The organism is Pseudoalteromonas sp. APC 3694 (assembly GCF_030407565.1).
Taxonomy (GTDB): Bacteria; Pseudomonadota; Gammaproteobacteria; order Enterobacterales; family Alteromonadaceae; genus Pseudoalteromonas; species Pseudoalteromonas tetraodonis.
In genome coordinates this window covers 1-16,314 of the sequence record NZ_JASDDE010000074.1, presented here as the reverse complement: position 1 = coordinate 16,314, position 16,314 = coordinate 1, and the positions used below count along the sequence as shown (strand labels likewise).

The following is a 16,314-nucleotide window of genomic DNA, read 5'->3' as shown; positions in this document are numbered from 1 at the left end:
CAATAATACTCAATCATTTTGCGGGGCTAAACGTGTCGCTATCTGTGTTAAAAAATTCTCATTTAGAACAACTAAATAGCGAATTTTTTGCCTAGCTATCAACCCGTTTTTCCTGCCTCAAAATAGACCGCTTAATTAAGCGAATTGGTATTAGTTATTTCCCCTTTATCAAACAACAATATTTAATTTCTTATTTTCTTTCAAGCGATATTTTTTACTAATTAATTAAAGTAAAACCCTATTGTTCTGTTAATTTTTATTGCTGTTCATCGTGATTATTTTCTTTGTGTTTGCTTAAACGCTAAGCTGATTTTTTACATGTTTAGGGACACATTATGAAATTATTAACAGCTGCAGCGTTTATGCTGGCATCCACTGCTGCATTAGCACGTCCAGCGCCTTTAGTATCAATTCCAAGTCATGATAGCTTTTTCAATAGTATTGCTGCTCACTGCGGTAAAGCTTTCGAGGGTAAAGTAACGGTTGATAATGCAACAGGGCCGAGTTCATTTGCCGATAAAAAGTTAATTATGCATGTGCGTAAGTGTAATGACCGTGAGTTACAGGTGCCGTTTCATGTCGGTGATGATGCTTCACGTACGTGGATTATTACTAAAACGGGCAGTGGCTTAAGCTTAAAGCACGATCATCGCCATAAAGATGGCAGCGATGATGTGTCTACTATGTATGGCGGTCATACTGTGGATGCGGGTTTTGCTAATATGCAGTCATTCCCTGCAGATCAGTATTCAAAAGAGTTATTTGTTAGCCAAGGCATACCGCAATCGGTAGGCAATACATGGCAAATGTATATTTACCCTGAACAGTTCACTTATCGACTTATTCGCCAAGGTCGCGAATTCCGTGTTGATTTTGATTTAACTAAACCTATCACACCACCGGCTGCGCCGTGGGGATATGGCGTTAACTAACTTAGTTCAGGTTAACTACAGTAAAACCACAGGCTATTTTAATACTCAGTGGTTTTACTGAAAATAACGAGGTGTTATTTTTTTGAGGTTTTTTCTGCAGGCATTTCACACTGCACAAATACACTGAGCGGTGGCTGATAAGCACGCGGTTTAGTTGGAAAGCGTTGGTACTCCTGTACGCCCTCAATCACTTTTAACATAAAAGGATTATAGTGACATAAACGATTTGCGTGGCGCAACAAAAACACACTTTGGTTTCTAAAATGTGGGTAGTCGTCAGACTGTATTTCTAAGTGGTAATTGTTAGTGTCTATTTGAGTTTGCTTATAATGCACCTTTTCATCAAAATCATAAAGTCGCTGCATTTCACTTTGCTCTGCCGACACACTCAAACACCCCGTTAATAAACACCAGCTAATAATTCCATGTATGTAATGATTGGCTTTTATACTCATAAACCTTTAACTCCATCTTAATTTTGGGTAGTGTGATCAGCATATCTATTAAACCCGTTATGATATAAGTCTAACACCCAAAAAGGGGAAATGTGATGTTCAAGCAAATTAAACAGCTTTTTTCGAGTATTGATCAGCAAGATTATGATATTGAACAACATGATTTAAAAACAGCGGTTGCCGCATTATTAATTGAGGTAATGCGAGCGGATAACGATTTACAGGCTGATGAGCAACATACGCTAAGTCTAACATTAAAAAAATATTTTGATTTAACGGATGAAGCAGTAGATGAGTTAACCGAGCAAGCAAGTGCAAGCTTAGATGACGCCATTGATTATTTTCAATTTTCTAAGCAAATTAACAATCAATGTAGTGCACAGCAACGCATTGATATAGTTGAATTACTTTGGCGTTTAGCGTACTCCGATGGAGAACTTGATTCACAAGAAGAATACGTTATTCGTCGTGTTGCTAATTTATTGTATGTTACCCATGAAGACTTTATTGCTGCAAAGCTTGCAGCAACAAAGTTATAGTGGCTGCTTATTTAAGCTTACTTGCTACGCTAACTAACTGCTGTGCAAGACCAGCCACTTTTTCAGCGGTAGCGGGGTCGCTAATTCGACCGTTGTCATCTAATAAAGTATGAATAGCCGGTACTGCCAGTTGGTTCGCTAATACTAAGCTGCCAATGCCTGATAATATATCACGCACATGATTTAAGCCCCGTAAACCGCCCAACCCACCTGGTGAGGCTGCATATAAGGCGGTTACTTTATTTGCAAATGCAGGCTCTGCGCCTTGTTCGGTGCGCGATGCCCAATCAATAGCATTTTTTAACACGGCGGTAATAGAGCCATTATATTCTGGGCTGGCCAGCAAAATGCCATCGGCTGCGCGCAGTTTGTCTTTAAGTTGTTGTACACCGGCTGGTGTGCCTTGTGCCTCGAGATCTTCATCAAACATAGGAATGGCTAAGTCTGCGAGTTTAATCACTTCTACTTCAGCGCCACTTTCTAAAGCAAAGCGTGCTGCTTCGTTAATGAGTTTTTGATGAAAGCTATCTTTACGTAAGCTACCTGCTAGGGCAATAATTTTTGGTGTTGTCATGAGCTGCTCCTGATAATGAGTTTGTATAATGTGACTTTAACAAATAATCACTTGCAGAAAACCCGAATAAACGCAACACTTATGTGCGTATATGCACATAAGTTTAAGGTGGCACAGTATGGCGGTTAAGTTTGAAGATTGGCAAGATGTTAAAGTGGCTTTTGAGGTTGCACGTTTAGGTACCTTAACTGCGGCGGCAGAGGCGCTTAATGTGCACCATAGTACAGTGCTTAGGCGAATTAATAATCTTGAAAAAAACTTAAACACACGTTTGTTTCATCGCCATGCTCGTGGCTATAAAGCAACAGAAACAGGCGCTAAGCTGTTTAGTACCGCACAAGTGATCGACAGCTCTCTTGAGCAGTTACATAATGATATTGCTGCGGCTGATAGCACACTGCGCGGCAGTTTACTGTTAACCACGGTTAGTGGCTTTATGGATGTGCTTGGCGATGTGTGCGAGCAATTTCAGGCGCTACATCCACAAGTGCAGCTTGAGATGATTTTAGAGCAAAAGCGTTTACGGCTCGAACACGGTCAGGCGCACATTGCCGTACGGGCAGGGCCAAGGCCCGATGAAGGCGACTATATTGCACAGCATTTGGCTCAGCTTAACTCGGGTTTATATGCTAATCAGCGATATATTAATAAATATGGTATGCCTAAATCGCTGAGTGATTTACAGCAACATAACTTTATTTCTGGCGTGGCGGGCTTTAATGCGCGGGTGCCGTATTTTGAATGGGTAGATCAGCATATTGCAGCGCCGCAAATAAAACTGCGTGTGTCAGAAACCTCAGAAGCTACGCGTGCTGTAATTAAAGGCTTAGGAATTGGTGGGTTACAGCACAATGTTGCGGCTCAATACGCTAATTTAGTACCCATTTTATCTAATGAATTAATCTGGTGTACTGATATATGGCTAGTAACGCATCATTTGGTGCATCGTACCGCAAAGGTACAGGCGTTTAGCCAATTGTTAAAAACCTATTTTCAAACCAATAAAGCAAGCTAATGTGGCATTATAAAAACTTAGGTGATGCTATGTTTGCAGATGCAGAGCTGGCTAAAATAAAACAGCTAGCAATGGCTACCAACGCACCACTTTACGTTAAATATTACGCAAAAAGTGGACTGCATTGTGAAGTGTTGCTGTATTTTTCGCCGCACTATCAATCGCTTGCTGCTCTGCTGGGGGCTACTTGCTGTAAAGCCCCTAACTTAGATGAACTGACGGTTTTATAGCTATTTTATAGCGACTTTTTGACTGAAATACCTAAGCGTTTAGCCAAGCGAACTAAGTTTGCACGGTCTACTTTTAAGGTGCGTGCTGCACTTGCCCAGTTATAATTATGTTGCTCAAGCTGCTGACTAATTAAATGATGGGTAAAGGTATCGGTTGCTTGCTTAAGTGATAAATTTTGCTCTGCTATGTTAGTGCTACTGCCAGTGGTGGTGTTTGTGGTACTAGCAGGTAATGATAACTGTGTTGTATTACTCGCACTAAGGTTTAGCTCACAGTGCTCGGGCTTTATGGTAATAATGGCTTGTTGCCATTGGCTTTGTTTGGCCTTTAGTGCTGCGCGGCTAATTACATGCTCTAGCTCCCGTACGTTACCCGGCCACTGATATTGGGTTAACAATAATTGTGCATCGACACTTAACTTAAGTTGTTTTATTGCTAATTTTCGTGCGGTTTGCTCAACAAAAAAACCAGCTAATAAAACCACATCGTTTTCACGCTGGCGTAACGGCGCTACCGTTAGCGGGTAGACACTTAATCTATGGTATAAATCGGCTCTAAAGCGTCCTTCGGCTACTTCTTTTTTTAAATTACGATTAGTAGCAGCAATAACCCGCACATCAACATATTTCACTTCGTCTTCGCCTACTGTTTGTATTTCGCCACTTTGTAATACCCGTAGCAATTTACTTTGTAGTACCAGTGGTAGCTCGCCTATTTCGTCTAAAAATAAAGTACCACCGTGCGCTAGCTGAAACTTACCTTGGCGCGCATGAACCGCCCCAGTAAAAGCGCCTTTAGCATGGCCAAAAAACTCACTTTCGGCGAGATTTTCAGCAAGCGAAGCACAGTTTAAATGAATAAGTGGCTGCTCACTGCGTTTCGAGTGTAAATGAATATTACGTGCAACCAGCTCTTTGCCTACGCCGGTTTCGCCTAAAATTAACACACTAAAATTAGAGGCGGCGACAAGTTTTATATCATTTTTAAGTGCTTGTATTGCTGAGCTTTGACCAATAATTTCGCCGCCATCACGGGTGAGTGCTTCGCGGTTAAGCTCTTGCACTAAGGCGCTAGAATGCTGTGCATGTAATTTGTAATGAGCCAGCTGTAATGCCGTTTTAAAATGTGCGCTGCATAGCGTTTGTAAGGTGCTAAGCGTTTGCGCACTAATAGCGTTAAAGGCATTGGCATTTAGGCTGTCAAACGTAATCACACCTAATAACTGTTGTTGATAAAATAGGGGTAAACCTAAGCAAGCATGTACCGGAATGTCGCCAGTTTTTGCTAGTAGTAAGCCGTCGTACGGATCGGGCAATGGACAGTCATGGGCAAATTGCAGTGGTTGCTGAGTATTACAAATAGCTTCTAAGCGCGGATGCTCACTAAGCTTAAAACGCCGCCCCAGGCTATCTGGCATTAAGCCTTTAATTGCAAGTGGCTTGAGCTGCTCACCTTGTAGCTCAAGCAGTGCGCTGGCATCACTGGCAATCACTGTTTCAAGGACAGTAAGTAATTGCTCAAAACAGTTTTTATCTAATGTGCTTTGAGCCAGCTTTACCGCTACGGCAGTGAAGTTAATTGCGCTGCTCATGTCAAAATGACTCTTATGTGTTTTTTGGTTTGATTTATGGTAGGTCATAAAGACATTAAAAGCAAAGGTGGATAAGTTAGTTCATTGAAATATATATGTTTATTTTATTGGCACGATAAGTGTAATAGGTAGTTAAGTGCATTAGTTGTTGAGGCCGTTATGAACACCTTGGTTATACATAATCCAAGCTACAAAATTGAGACAGCTTGTTTACTGAAAAAACTACTGCTAGTGGCAAACTCATTATTAGCAGCTAGTTGTGCATTACTAATAACCAGTATTTTAATTAGCTACCCTTTTGCCGATTACTTTTCTATACCGGTGCAAATTTCGGCACATATTAGCACTATTGTTATTGCTGCTATTTTAAAAATTAGCTATGTGCTGCGTTGTATCGCACTGCATGGCATGGGGAAGGAAGTTCGTTAATGCGACCTATTAATTTATCTCAGCCGGTACCGGCTAATATTCGCTTTTACCAAATAACGCAGTGGCCAGTATGGATGCTGCCATTTAGACCCTATTTTTTAGCCGCAGGCTTGTTGGCTTTTAGTTCAATAGGCTACTGGTTATTAATTTTAACGGGTAGTGCAACTTGGCAGTTAACAATCCCCGCTACATTATGGCATGCCCACGAAATGTTATTTGGTTTTGCAGGTGTTGTTGCAGTGGGTTTTTTACTTACCGCCGCGCAAACTTGGACTGGAGTACCTAGCATTAGTGGCAAAAAGTTAATGCTATTAACGCTGTTATGGCTTGGGGCGCGAGGCGCATTTTTTGTGTCTTTGCCTGCTTTTGCACAATTTAATTTATATGCGGTGTTAGTGTTACAGCTTGCATGGTGGCTAGGTGTTATTGCAGCATTAGCTAATATGTTATTAACCGCTAAAAGCAAAAATAACTATCAATTTTTAGTGCTATTAGCGGCGCTGTGTACGTTAAATATTGTTTACTTGGCCCTGCTGATTGAACAAAACATGCAGTTTGCGCTCGCCATTGTTGATACAGCAGTATTACTGATGACCTTATTAATTGGCATAGTAGCAGGGCGTGTATTGCCATTTTTTACCAGTAAAGGCCTTGGTTTAACAGCACAGGTACGTACAGCTAACGTTGACTCAGTATTACTGTATATGAGCGTTTTTAGTATTGCGGTGTTTTTTCTTAGTCAGTTATTTTTTAATCAGCTAAACCCAGGCTGGGCACTTGCTGTTGTTGCTGTGCTGCATTTAATTCGTAGTTTTTATTGGTGGGATAAAAACGTACTTAAAGTTCCTTTGTTATGGTCTTTGCATTTTTCGTACTTGGCACTAGGTGTAGGTTTAATGCTGGTAGCCGTGAGTTTTTACAGCAGTGTTATTTTATTTAAAGATGCACTACACCTCATTACCATAAGTACCATAGGGATGATGATTTTAGCCATGATGACACGCGTATCTCATGGGCATACCGGGCGCTCTTTGACTATTCCACATTATATGGCGGTTGCTTTTGCTTTAGTGTTAGTGGCTGGGATTACTCGTTCTTTACTGCCTTTTGTTATTGGGCCACACCTAGCTTGGCAGCTAAGTGCTGGGCTGTGGCTAATTGCCTTTTTATTATTTTTAATTCACTGCACACCTATTTTAACACAGCGTCGTGTTGATGGGCGTCGTGGTTAACCTATACCTATTTTATTAATTGGGTATTATTCACACGTAGGAAAACCTAGATGTTATCTGATAAAACTATTGAAATTGTTAAAAGTACTGTTCCTTTATTAGCAGAGGCAGGTACGGTTGTTACTGATCATTTTTACAAGCGTTTATTTAGTCATAATCCTGAGCTTAAAAATATTTTTAATATGAGCAACCAAGATACCGGCCGTCAACAATTTGCATTATTTAATGCATTGGCTGCGTACGCGCAAAATATTGATAATTTAGCTGTGTTAAAAGAGGCGCTAGCGCGAATTAATCATAAGCATACCAGCTTAAATATTTTACCCGAGCATTATCCTATTGTGGGCGCACATTTAATCGGTACGTTAAAAGAGCTTATTCCTGAGCAGTTTACTGCCGATGTTGAATATGCGTGGCGCGAAGCCTACGGTGTACTTGCTGATATTTGTATTACCGAAGAAGCGGCATTGTATGCGCACAGTAAAAACAACCATGGTGGCTGGGCAGGCACGCGCCAGTTTGAAATTACTGATAAACATATTGAATCTGAATTCGTAACTAGTTTTACGCTGACACCTGTGGATGGTAAAGCAGTTATTACCTACAAGCCAGGACAGTACATTGGCATTAAAGTTAAGCCTGAGGGCGCAGAATATGAAGAGATCCGCCAGTATTCTATTTCGCAAAAGAGCAATGCTAAAAACTATCGTATTAGCGTTAAAAAAGAGTGCCAACCAAAGCCTGGCGTGGTGTCTAATTTTTTACACTCACTAGAGCAAGGCGCACGAGTAGAGTTATATCCGCCTGCAGGGGATTTCTTTTTACGAAATAACACCAGCCCTGCTGTGCTTATTTCAGCGGGTGTTGGGCAAACGCCAATGGTAGCAATGTTAGAGACGTTATTAAGCGATACTGCTAATCAAAATATTATGTATTTGCATGCTTGCGAAAATACTCAGCAGCACTCATTTGCTAATTATTTAAATGAACTAAGCACTGTTTACCCGCGCTTACAAACCATGACTTGGTTTAATCAAGGCGATGCAGGAGCTGATTTTACCGGTTTTATGGATTTACACGCAGTACAAGCGCAATTGCCACTGAGCAACGGCGACTTTTACTTGTGTGGACCCGCTAATTTTATGGCCTTTGTGAAAAAACAACTGTTAGAATTAGGCGTTAATAACGGACACATTCATTACGAAATTTTTGGTCCGCATCAAGACCTGTAATGCTTATAAAATAAAACTAAATTAAAAAAGCGCGCTATTGGAAATTACTTCAACCAATAGCGCGCTTTTTTGTGCAGTTAAATATTAAACTGGCTCCTAATACCTTTAAATTAAAGCTTTTTGGTATTGGTTTGCGCGGCATACGCTTGTTGTTGCCAAGCATTAAATAACTGCTGTTGTTTATTTGATATTTTTAAGCCGTAAGTTTTTTGCATATAGGCATAAGCGTCGGCTATTTGTTTACGGGCATAAAAAGGAGGCTCTATTACTCGTTGTTTAAAGTTAACTTTAACTTCACAGCGACCGTATTGGGTGGCGCTTTCACTAAGCATTCCAAATCGATAATTAGAACGATCTGCGTTAATTTCACCAATTGCAGGAGCTAAGTTGTTTATATCGGCTTCCATCTTTCTAAACTTAGCGCTAACTTTGCGGCAGTTTTTACGCCCACCATCTTGCCAGCATTGTAATTGGTGGCCAAACTCCCAGGCAGGCACAATATGCTCCCATTCTATGCGTAAAGCGCGTGCATTTACGTTACCTGAGCGGGTATGTGTATTGCGTGGCACATAGCCACAGTTAGTGGGGTCGGGAACTAGTTTTTTACCCTGCTTTTTTATATCGCAGCCACAGTAAATACTTTTAGCATTACTAGGGAGGGTTTTAATTAGGTGTTTTTTAGCGGTTGAAAACCGAGTGAATTCTTCAGCCGATAGCGAAAAGCATACAAAAAAAGCCAACAAGGCTAAAATAAACCGAATCATATCCATCACATACGTGAACTACAGGAGCGGCTAGTTTAAGGCCTAGAATAAAAAAGTAAACTGCCGCCGGCATGCTTTAATTTTAATTTGCGTATTTTGTGTAGAGCGTCTTTTAGGAGTAAATAGTGGGCAATATTCAGAGGCTAACGCTAAAAACGCGTTAATGCAGTGATTCCTGCGTTGTTGATTTGGTATAACGGTAAAACTGCGTTAAAGTTTGCAATGAGATTAATAGAGGGTAAAAACGAGATAATGTCGGAAATTCAATTTTTAAATGTAGATCTAGAGCTTGAATCAAAGCAAGATATTAGCGTATTAGTTGCTGATTTAAAAAAGGTCGCAACTATTTTACATTATGATAAAGACGAATACCGTCAACTTGCTCGCATTGAGGTTGCAGGTGAAATAACCACGCCAGATAAAGCGATTAATCACTTGTGTGAGTTAATCGAGTCGTGTTCACGCAATGCATTAAAGCAATGGTTGAGTTGTTCACGCAGAACATTCGATATGGGTTTTGAGTCTGGCACTTCGCCAAAATGCTTTAACCAAGCCTTACATGCAGATACCTTGTTACGTATATCTGCAATTGGTGCAGGCGTAGAAATTACTATTTACCCTTTCGAAAAGTAATTTAATTTCAACCTTGGTTAATTGACTTACTAGCCTTTTCGCTCTACTACGGCTGCGGTCATACGTGATACGCAGCAAAGCTCATTGCGGCTATTGGTTATTTTAATATCCCAAACCGAGCTGCGCTTGCCGATATGATAAGCTCTCGCTGTGGCCGTTAATGTGCCATTGCGTGATGCCTTTAAATGACTTGCACTGATTTCTTGGCCAACACAATAAAATCGATTGAAATCAACCACAAAATTAGCGGCATAACTTGCTACTGTTTCAGCAAGCACCACATTTGCACCACCATGAACGATACCCATAGGGTTATGATGCTCTGGAATTGCCGGCATAGTTGCCACTAAGTAGTCATCACCAATTTCACTGATCTCTATTCCCATGGTTTTCATGAGTGTCCCTTGGCCTGTAATACCTTGATCTAATTGCTTACAAAACTCTAATGTAATCGGTTGATGCCAAATACTCATGCTAGCTCCTTGGATAAGTAATTGAGAATTAAAATTTATTAATATGATAATGCGTTGCTAATAATTACATTTATCACCCTGCTTTTAAAGTAGGTTATTGTTTGATGATAACGTGTAGGAGTTACTGAAAAGTGAAACTGGGTGATCTAATTTTTTCAAACAGTTAGCAAAATATTTCTAATTAAGGATTGTCTATTTTTCTATTTAACCCTGAATTTCTTACTGAAAATTCCAGTTAATAAATCATTTGTACGCACACTAAAAACATAGAATTTTCTTAGCTATGACAAAGGACCTGCAACGTTAATTGCAGGATTAAAATGAGTATAGTTGATGTGTTGGAAGGAAAGCTATTTATGAATATTTATATTTTATCTTAGAGATAATTTTGTCGTAATTGCAGTTATCGCCGCTTGGATATGATGAGATTTCTTGTAGATATAAAGTTGTGAATCAGTTGCGCCATTATTGATTGGTAGTAATCCGGCTACCTTGAGTTCACTGACACATTTTTTGAGGTTAGCTTTTTGGGTTTTGCATTTATGATTGAGCAAAATAAAATTATCGAAAAAGTCCTTTATTGCTTCTCCGGGTATATAACCAAAACTACAACTTTCAAAAATTAACTGATCACTAAATAAAGACTTGAAGGCTTCGAACTGTTTACCATCAAATTGAAAATAATTAAGTAGGTCTCTCTTTTTAATCGGGCCAGATAAGGTTGTAATAAAATGCTTTTCCAAAAAAGAGATTATTTCAACTCGACAAACCTTAAAATCAGTTAGTTTCCAGTCATTAACATTGGTTACTAGTTTAAGCTCGTTAGCAATGATCAACTTTAAAACCTTTGCAAAAGTTAAGTTATAACGTTGGAACGTTGGTTTTAATTGGTAGAGGTTGATCCACTGTTTATTACTTATATCACAATATTGAACATGCTTTGCTATCGATTGTAGATTGCGATCTACAGTTCTAATATCAAACCATTTATGCTTGCGTACACCAATAAATTCGCAACCATCAATTACCCCTTCATCTGATAATTCATTGAGATCTAAAGCTGAAATACCTAATAGCTCTGCGATAGTCTGGTGTTCAACTTTGAAAGGGTGGTCCATTTCTAGAAATTGTTCACTATTTTTATGATATTTTGAATTATCTAGACTTTCCGGCAGTTCTACTTTATTGAAGCATTTATGCGGAATAAATAGTGAAGCACTGTTAATCGTCTTGAGGATAATATTATCGAAATAAGCTAGTGATGTTAAAAGGTGCGTTAAGTTGCCTTGTTCAATACAGTGCTGTCTTCTTCGCCCAAGCATTGACTGAGCGAAATTTTCATTGACCAACATGCTATATGCATAGTCAAAATACTGGTTAATACTTGTGTCTACGATGAATTGGGGAAAGCGCTGGTATACAGCTAAATGTAAATCCAATGGTCGAGTAACAAACACCAGCATTTGATATAAAGCAGCCCGAAATAGTTTTTGATATTCTCCCGCAAGGCTTTCGTCGATTTGCTGATATAGAGGTGGGTTTACTTTTAACATGCTGATATCGGCCCACTGCAATCCGCATCGAGAGCATTCTTCAAAGAGTGTTGTATGGTCTGTGAATGGTTTATGACAATTTGGGCATGCATGACTTAACTCGCATCGATGCGCTAAACAATGGTTTATATGAGCGGCCTCCCATTTCTTATTAAGTACAGGAGATTCTTTTAAACATTCAATGCAGGCTTTTATGTTTCTATCGCTAATGTTAATCACATGGCGATTGTTTTGAACCAGATCAGTGTTTTTTAATTCACATTGTCTTAATTCTTCAGTTGTGAGGCAGAGGTGCTTCCTAACTTCTCTAAGCAGCTTCTTATGCTCTGGAAAGCCTTGTCTATTTAATGCTGGACCCAAATGTTGATTCATTGCGTGTCCCAACATTCTTAGTGAGCCATAGCCATTTTCATAGGCTACCCGAAGCAAATAACTCTTCAATGTTTCATCGATTGTAGGTAACGGGCGATAAAGAATTTTGGGTTTACTCTTCATAAAGGTCTCGTGTGATCGCCATGCTTTTAACAACTGAATAATCAGCGGTAAAAGGGTTAAAATTAAATTCCATTTTTGATTTGAGAGTTTTATCCCAAGCTTCTGCAAAATCAGCAATAGCTAACACATCACCTTTGTTAGTTGACTCAATAACCTCTAGTAGCATTTTGTTGATTAATCTGGGGTTGCCAGATGTCGCGAGTATAAAACGCAATAAATTGCTGAAATTATTATTTAACTTATACTCTATTACACCATCATCATTTTCTGATTCATCTAAAAATTCCATGCCCGTAGTTTTGCGTGGAAATACTGAAAATAACCCGTCAAAAAAATCTGCGCTATCAATGGATTTGTCTAGAGTTGCGCAAGAAAAATTTTCTAATTTTACAATTTCTAAAAAGCGATCTTTAAGTTGGTCATCGAAATCGAGAAGATTTTTAGCATCTGGTTTACCAGCAAGTACGAGTGGAACTTCAGTATTGTTCATTAACCATTTGATTACTTTAAGTACAGTAGATGTTTTAGTAAGGCCAGAGCTTGGTAGAAAGTCATGAGCTTCATCAATCCCTAGCAGTTTTGTGTCGAGATTCTTAGTTAGTTTTTTGATTCTGCGTCTTAGCGATTTTACTGTGCCTTCATCAGCACATTCATCGCCCATCGCTTCTAATATCTCACTGTATATTGTGCTCGGGGTTATTTCTGGTGGTGAATCTATGCAGACAAAAGGGACTTCAGTTTTTCTGCGCGTAAAAATTTCGGGATGCATACGTTTAATTGTATCTAGTAGAAATGTCTTGCCACACCCCGGATTGCCAATAATCATGACACCAAATGGCTTGGTGCCTCTATATTTCATTACATTTAAAATCGCCTCAATTCCCGCCTCAAACTGAGGGTGAAGAGATGCTCTGTTATTAAATTCTATTGTTTCTTGTTTTAACATTATTACACTACCTTACTTCTGCCCGAGCGTTTGCGACCTGAGGTTTTACTTTGCTTAGAAGATGCGGTTTCATTGTTAGCAGTGGACTTTAATTCTTTACCAGTATGATCTTGCCCAAAACGGCCTTTGCCTGTTTCAATCATGTGTTCTAACTCTTCTTTTGTATAAGGTTTGTCAGAAGCCTCTGTAGGCTTAGTTTTTACTGTTTTCTTACGCTTCTTCGCTTTAGGCCTATGGTTTTTATGTTTTGAAGGAAAAGCTTTGCTGTCTTTAGTTTGAGTGGGTAAACCAGCTTTAAAATCGCTCAGCGATGTACCGGGCTTGATACGGCTGTCTCTGCAAGGAATTTCGAGCAGCGTAAGCGTATCAGGTACAATAAGCATCACTTTGGATATGTCGTACTTGTTATAAAGGATTTTGACTTTACGATCTTTGCCTTGCATTACGAGCTTATCGTAAATCGATTTCAACTCATCATTGCGGTAAGTGACGCGATGAACTTGAATGCCATTTCTTTCTTGGACAGTAACGTTATGTTCAACACCAGTGCATGCTTCTATCATTTTTACATCTGGGATGGTGCGAGGCTTAAAATAACCTAGTTCACTTTCCACAGCTTGCTGAGGGGTCAAACCGTCTAGCCCTTTGTGCGGATTTTGATGATAGTAGTCACAGATATATTCTTCTAAATACTCCGTAAATTTAGTAACGGTTACGCAGGCTTTTTGCTCAATGGTGCCATCAAGGGTTTTCCCATCAACACGTCTTCCAAAATAACCCGGAATTTTGCTTGCAAACTGTGAGCGTAAAGTTCGGTTAAAGCGCTCTATAAACGGTTTCTTCCAAGGGCTACCAGCTTGAGTTGTAGTGTGGCTTGAGCCAAGCAAGGCGCTGAATGCAATAACAACGTTTGAACACATAGCAGTACCTGCGTCACCAAACGTTTCTGTAGGTGGACCTAAGTAATGCCAAGTTGATTGGTAATTACCAGTTCGTTTTCTAGGGAGACTAATATTTTTAAGTAAATCAATAACTGCTGATGATTCTTCACCGATATTGAGTCCATAACATAGTTTGTAGCCTACTATGTACCTTGATTGTACATCGATAGCTAGGTAGAGAATAACAGTGCCAAGGTAGTGATCGTTGTCATCTAGTAAGCCTAGGTTTAAGTGAACAGCATCAATTTCAACACGCTGCATTAAGCGATCAGTGATGATGATCTGATTACTTTTACGTGCCTCTCTTCGAAGAGCATCTTTGCCTTCTCTAGCGAGTGTTACTTCAGAAGGGTCTAGCGCACGTATTAATTTATAAAACGACTCTTTGCATATACACTTTTTATCAAATGTGCCTTTGAGTTCAGTGTTATATCTATTTTTGAAACGAAGGTATGTTTGGTGAGGATTTGCGCCATTACGCTGTAAATATTCATCATCAATCACTTCATATGCCAAGTCTAGTTCAGCTTGTGAAATCTGTTTTTGACGTTGCTGTTTCGGTTTGATGATTAATGGAATAACGTTTCTGTTCGCTTTAATCCACTTGTCGTAATAGCGGTATAATGCCCCTTCTGATGGAGGGGTAGGGTCATTGATTCGGCTAGCAACATTGTTAATAACACTATCTCTTGTGCGTTTAGAGCGACTGTGAGCACGTGAATCTAGTTCTTTAAGGTAAGCACTTAATCGATTGGCTTCTTTAATATGCTCTGGTTTTGTAAGTGGCATGTAGACAACCGATGGAGCCGTATCTACTATGGTTATTTCACCATTCGAATAGGCATCATAAACTTTATCTGCTGATACCATATTTTTAGTATTGTCATCATATTCCAGTACTAAAAAATCAGGCTGTGAAGAGCGAATTACCGATTCTTGACGGTTCCACGCAATGCGCATACCTTTTCGTAAAATTAATGCATTAGCGTGAGTCATCGTATCCTCCGCTAAAACGAGTATAAAATAGCGAATGCTGCTGAGCGACCAACTGGTGAAATAATCGTAAGAACTTTCTATATGCTATTGGTGTTGATTGTGCCTTCAAAGTTCTACGGTAAATTTCATAAGCGGTACGCAGGGTTAACGTATTACTCCCGTCAACATGTGACCAAATTTTTTTAAGTTGAATGTAAGCGCGTTCTTCTTTTGCTTTTATCCAAAGTGTATTATTTAACACTCTATGCTCCTAATATTCAGTGGGTTATAGGTAGTTTGCTTGTCTTTGAGATGCTATTCACATTAGTAATTGCGTGCTACGATCAATTAATAAATCGTGATCAAATCTAAGTTTTTTATGAGCTAACATTGACCAAACGTAGTCTGGAGATTGACCGTATTCTATGGCGATCACTTCAGCATCTAGTACTCGGGGGTTTGTCATGTTCAATAAATCATTTAAGATATGATTTGTTATGTCTTCATCCTGATAGTGATAGATGTAATCAGACAAAACCTGACAATTTGAAATAAACTCGCGTTTAGTCATACCTTCCTCAGTGACAACTTTTAAAGGCACCTTGAGTACTTCGCAGTAGTGCGTTTTAAGCACTTTGTTCTTGTGTTTGAACTCATCGTTCAGTGTTTTGGCGAATGGTTTAATTTCCCAAAATTCATAACCATTATTTGTTTTAACCAATTTATCTGGCGTGTATCGGCATATTGCGCCATTAAATTCGTAATAAGTAGAATCGGGCTGTGTCATATAGCTAATGACATTGGGATTGAGATCTAATACAAGGCATTTCTTTTTTTCTAAGTAGCTGTCACAGCTGACCATTGCACGAAGCTTTGGTGAAAAATGCTTGATATCAGGTTTATGCGTATTGGCTTTGCCAAATTTTCTATCAACAGACATGCTTCTTCCCCTTCAACAGTTTAGCGTGTTGTTGTTTGTTACTTCGCTGGTCTGTGAACGGTCGGAAATGCGCAGAGCATAGTTTGAGTTTTTTATTATGATACGATAAGTTTGATTTGTTTCGAGTTTCATTCTTTAGTTTCCATAATCTTTAATTACTAAAAAATGTTAGGTGTTCATTGTGATATTTGCAATTAGAATTCTAGTATAAAGTTTAATGTAACCCATTGTATAGTATGGATATGTTGTACGTTTATGTATAACGCCTTTATACGTATTTGTATATTTTTAATATGACTATTAATTGAGCTGGCTTTGATTAAGTAAATGAAAAATATAAATGAATTGATATTATTTTTTATTA

General features: G+C 39.1%; 18 protein-coding genes. 8 read left to right on the top strand and 10 right to left on the bottom strand.

Going from position 1 to position 16,314, the window contains the following annotated elements; translation table 11 throughout:
- The first annotated feature begins 335 nt into the window (after positions 1-335).
- A complete protein-coding gene (locus QMA00_RS17120) occupies positions 336-932 on the top strand; it encodes a hypothetical protein (protein WP_028834823.1) in 597 nt (198 codons plus the stop codon).
- Between the two features lie 74 nt (positions 933-1,006).
- Here the strand turns inward: QMA00_RS17120 and QMA00_RS17115 are convergent, their stop codons facing one another.
- Positions 1,007-1,387 (bottom strand): chitin synthase, encoded by a 381-nt coding sequence (locus QMA00_RS17115; RefSeq protein WP_262976921.1) that lies wholly within the window; start codon positions 1,385-1,387, stop codon positions 1,007-1,009.
- Positions 1,388-1,482: 95 nt separating this feature from the next.
- Here QMA00_RS17115 and QMA00_RS17110 point away from each other — a divergent pair, with 95 nt between their 5' ends.
- A complete protein-coding gene (locus QMA00_RS17110) occupies positions 1,483-1,926 on the top strand; it encodes a TerB family tellurite resistance protein (RefSeq protein WP_076922629.1) in 444 nt (147 codons plus the stop codon).
- Positions 1,927-1,933: 7 nt separating this feature from the next.
- On the opposite strand, the gene QMA00_RS17105 is transcribed toward QMA00_RS17110, so the two are convergent.
- Complete coding sequence (locus QMA00_RS17105; RefSeq protein ID WP_013466150.1) at positions 1,934-2,500, bottom strand: NAD(P)H-dependent oxidoreductase; 567 nt, start codon at positions 2,498-2,500, stop codon at positions 1,934-1,936.
- Positions 2,501-2,618: 118 nt separating this feature from the next.
- Here QMA00_RS17105 and QMA00_RS17100 point away from each other — a divergent pair, with 118 nt between their 5' ends.
- Positions 2,619-3,515 (top strand): LysR family transcriptional regulator, encoded by an 897-nt coding sequence (locus tag QMA00_RS17100; protein ID WP_076922630.1) that lies wholly within the window; start codon positions 2,619-2,621, stop codon positions 3,513-3,515.
- Positions 3,515-3,745 (top strand): hypothetical protein, encoded by a 231-nt coding sequence (locus tag QMA00_RS17095; protein ID WP_076922631.1) that lies wholly within the window; start codon positions 3,515-3,517, stop codon positions 3,743-3,745. Before QMA00_RS17100 ends, QMA00_RS17095 begins: the two co-directional genes overlap by 1 nt.
- A gap of 5 nt (positions 3,746-3,750) precedes the next feature.
- Here the strand turns inward: QMA00_RS17095 and norR are convergent, their stop codons facing one another.
- The gene (gene norR, locus QMA00_RS17090; protein WP_262976920.1) at positions 3,751-5,337 is read right to left on the bottom strand and encodes a nitric oxide reductase transcriptional regulator NorR; all 1,587 of its coding nucleotides are present in this window, start codon (positions 5,335-5,337) and stop codon (positions 3,751-3,753) included.
- A 159-nt stretch (positions 5,338-5,496) separates the two neighbouring features.
- Here norR and QMA00_RS17085 point away from each other — a divergent pair, with 159 nt between their 5' ends.
- From QMA00_RS17085 to hmpA, 3 genes are read left to right on the top strand one after another with little or no spacing between them, the layout of a single operon-like run.
- Entirely contained in the window at positions 5,497-5,766 is a 270-nt protein-coding gene (locus QMA00_RS17085; RefSeq protein WP_011329510.1) for a hypothetical protein, read from the top strand.
- The gene (locus tag QMA00_RS17080) at positions 5,766-6,998 is read left to right on the top strand and encodes an NnrS family protein (protein ID WP_086997149.1); all 1,233 of its coding nucleotides are present in this window, start codon (positions 5,766-5,768) and stop codon (positions 6,996-6,998) included. The genes QMA00_RS17085 and QMA00_RS17080 overlap by 1 nt, the downstream gene beginning before the upstream one ends.
- A 50-nt stretch (positions 6,999-7,048) precedes the next feature.
- Positions 7,049-8,230 (top strand): NO-inducible flavohemoprotein, encoded by a 1,182-nt coding sequence (hmpA, locus tag QMA00_RS17075; RefSeq protein WP_290158149.1) that lies wholly within the window; start codon positions 7,049-7,051, stop codon positions 8,228-8,230.
- A 110-nt stretch (positions 8,231-8,340) separates the two neighbouring features.
- On the opposite strand, the gene QMA00_RS17070 is transcribed toward hmpA, so the two are convergent.
- Positions 8,341-9,000, bottom strand: a complete 660-nt coding sequence (locus QMA00_RS17070) for an endonuclease (protein WP_290158152.1) — start codon at positions 8,998-9,000, stop codon at positions 8,341-8,343.
- Positions 9,001-9,246: 246 nt separating this feature from the next.
- Here QMA00_RS17070 and QMA00_RS17065 point away from each other — a divergent pair, with 246 nt between their 5' ends.
- Complete coding sequence (locus tag QMA00_RS17065; protein WP_262976926.1) at positions 9,247-9,627, top strand: hypothetical protein; 381 nt, start codon at positions 9,247-9,249, stop codon at positions 9,625-9,627.
- 29 nt (positions 9,628-9,656) lie between these two features.
- Here QMA00_RS17065 and QMA00_RS17060 read toward each other — a convergent pair whose 3' ends face one another.
- The 6 genes from QMA00_RS17060 to QMA00_RS17035 form a co-directional block, all read right to left on the bottom strand.
- On the bottom strand, positions 9,657-10,100 hold the full coding sequence (locus QMA00_RS17060) for a PaaI family thioesterase (RefSeq protein WP_013466144.1): 444 nt from the start codon (positions 10,098-10,100) through the stop codon (positions 9,657-9,659).
- A 371-nt stretch (positions 10,101-10,471) separates the two neighbouring features.
- Complete coding sequence (locus QMA00_RS17055; protein WP_290158147.1) at positions 10,472-12,148, bottom strand: TniQ family protein; 1,677 nt, start codon at positions 12,146-12,148, stop codon at positions 10,472-10,474.
- Positions 12,138-13,094, bottom strand: coding sequence for a TniB family NTP-binding protein (locus QMA00_RS17050; protein WP_290158145.1), 957 nt, complete (start codon positions 13,092-13,094; stop codon positions 12,138-12,140). Before QMA00_RS17050 ends, QMA00_RS17055 begins: the two co-directional genes overlap by 11 nt.
- A gap of 2 nt (positions 13,095-13,096) precedes the next feature.
- Positions 13,097-15,031 carry a hypothetical protein gene (locus QMA00_RS17045; RefSeq protein ID WP_290158143.1) on the bottom strand — a complete coding sequence of 645 codons (1,935 nt, stop codon included), beginning with the start codon at positions 15,029-15,031 and terminating at the stop codon, positions 13,097-13,099.
- Entirely contained in the window at positions 15,018-15,272 is a 255-nt protein-coding gene (locus QMA00_RS17040; RefSeq protein ID WP_290158142.1) for a hypothetical protein, read from the bottom strand. The genes QMA00_RS17045 and QMA00_RS17040 overlap by 14 nt, the downstream gene beginning before the upstream one ends.
- Positions 15,273-15,329: 57 nt before the next feature.
- Positions 15,330-15,950: a TnsA endonuclease N-terminal domain-containing protein gene (locus QMA00_RS17035; protein ID WP_290158141.1), complete on the bottom strand. Its 621-nt coding sequence runs from the start codon at positions 15,948-15,950 to the stop codon at positions 15,330-15,332.
- Positions 15,951-16,314: the final 364 nt, after the last annotated feature.

What these genes read in the sequence shown, in the direction of transcription:
- QMA00_RS17120 (WP_028834823.1), top strand. Translation starts at nt 336, where the DNA reads ATGAAATTATTAACAGCTGCAGCGTTTATGCTGGCATCCACTGCTGCA.
- QMA00_RS17115 (WP_262976921.1), bottom strand. Translation starts at nt 1,387, where the DNA reads ATGAGTATAAAAGCCAATCATTACATACATGGAATTATTAGCTGGTGT.
- QMA00_RS17110 (WP_076922629.1), top strand. Translation starts at nt 1,483, where the DNA reads ATGTTCAAGCAAATTAAACAGCTTTTTTCGAGTATTGATCAGCAAGAT.
- QMA00_RS17105 (WP_013466150.1), bottom strand. Translation starts at nt 2,500, where the DNA reads ATGACAACACCAAAAATTATTGCCCTAGCAGGTAGCTTACGTAAAGAT.
- QMA00_RS17100 (WP_076922630.1), top strand. Translation starts at nt 2,619, where the DNA reads ATGGCGGTTAAGTTTGAAGATTGGCAAGATGTTAAAGTGGCTTTTGAG.
- QMA00_RS17095 (WP_076922631.1), top strand. Translation starts at nt 3,515, where the DNA reads ATGTGGCATTATAAAAACTTAGGTGATGCTATGTTTGCAGATGCAGAG.
- norR (WP_262976920.1), bottom strand. Translation starts at nt 5,337, where the DNA reads ATGAGCAGCGCAATTAACTTCACTGCCGTAGCGGTAAAGCTGGCTCAA.
- QMA00_RS17085 (WP_011329510.1), top strand. Translation starts at nt 5,497, where the DNA reads ATGAACACCTTGGTTATACATAATCCAAGCTACAAAATTGAGACAGCT.
- QMA00_RS17080 (WP_086997149.1), top strand. Translation starts at nt 5,766, where the DNA reads ATGCGACCTATTAATTTATCTCAGCCGGTACCGGCTAATATTCGCTTT.
- hmpA (WP_290158149.1), top strand. Translation starts at nt 7,049, where the DNA reads ATGTTATCTGATAAAACTATTGAAATTGTTAAAAGTACTGTTCCTTTA.
- QMA00_RS17070 (WP_290158152.1), bottom strand. Translation starts at nt 9,000, where the DNA reads ATGGATATGATTCGGTTTATTTTAGCCTTGTTGGCTTTTTTTGTATGC.
- QMA00_RS17065 (WP_262976926.1), top strand. Translation starts at nt 9,247, where the DNA reads ATGTCGGAAATTCAATTTTTAAATGTAGATCTAGAGCTTGAATCAAAG.
- QMA00_RS17060 (WP_013466144.1), bottom strand. Translation starts at nt 10,100, where the DNA reads ATGAGTATTTGGCATCAACCGATTACATTAGAGTTTTGTAAGCAATTA.
- QMA00_RS17055 (WP_290158147.1), bottom strand. Translation starts at nt 12,148, where the DNA reads ATGAAGAGTAAACCCAAAATTCTTTATCGCCCGTTACCTACAATCGAT.
- QMA00_RS17050 (WP_290158145.1), bottom strand. Translation starts at nt 13,094, where the DNA reads ATGTTAAAACAAGAAACAATAGAATTTAATAACAGAGCATCTCTTCAC.
- QMA00_RS17045 (WP_290158143.1), bottom strand. Translation starts at nt 15,031, where the DNA reads ATGACTCACGCTAATGCATTAATTTTACGAAAAGGTATGCGCATTGCG.
- QMA00_RS17035 (WP_290158141.1), bottom strand. Translation starts at nt 15,950, where the DNA reads ATGTCTGTTGATAGAAAATTTGGCAAAGCCAATACGCATAAACCTGAT.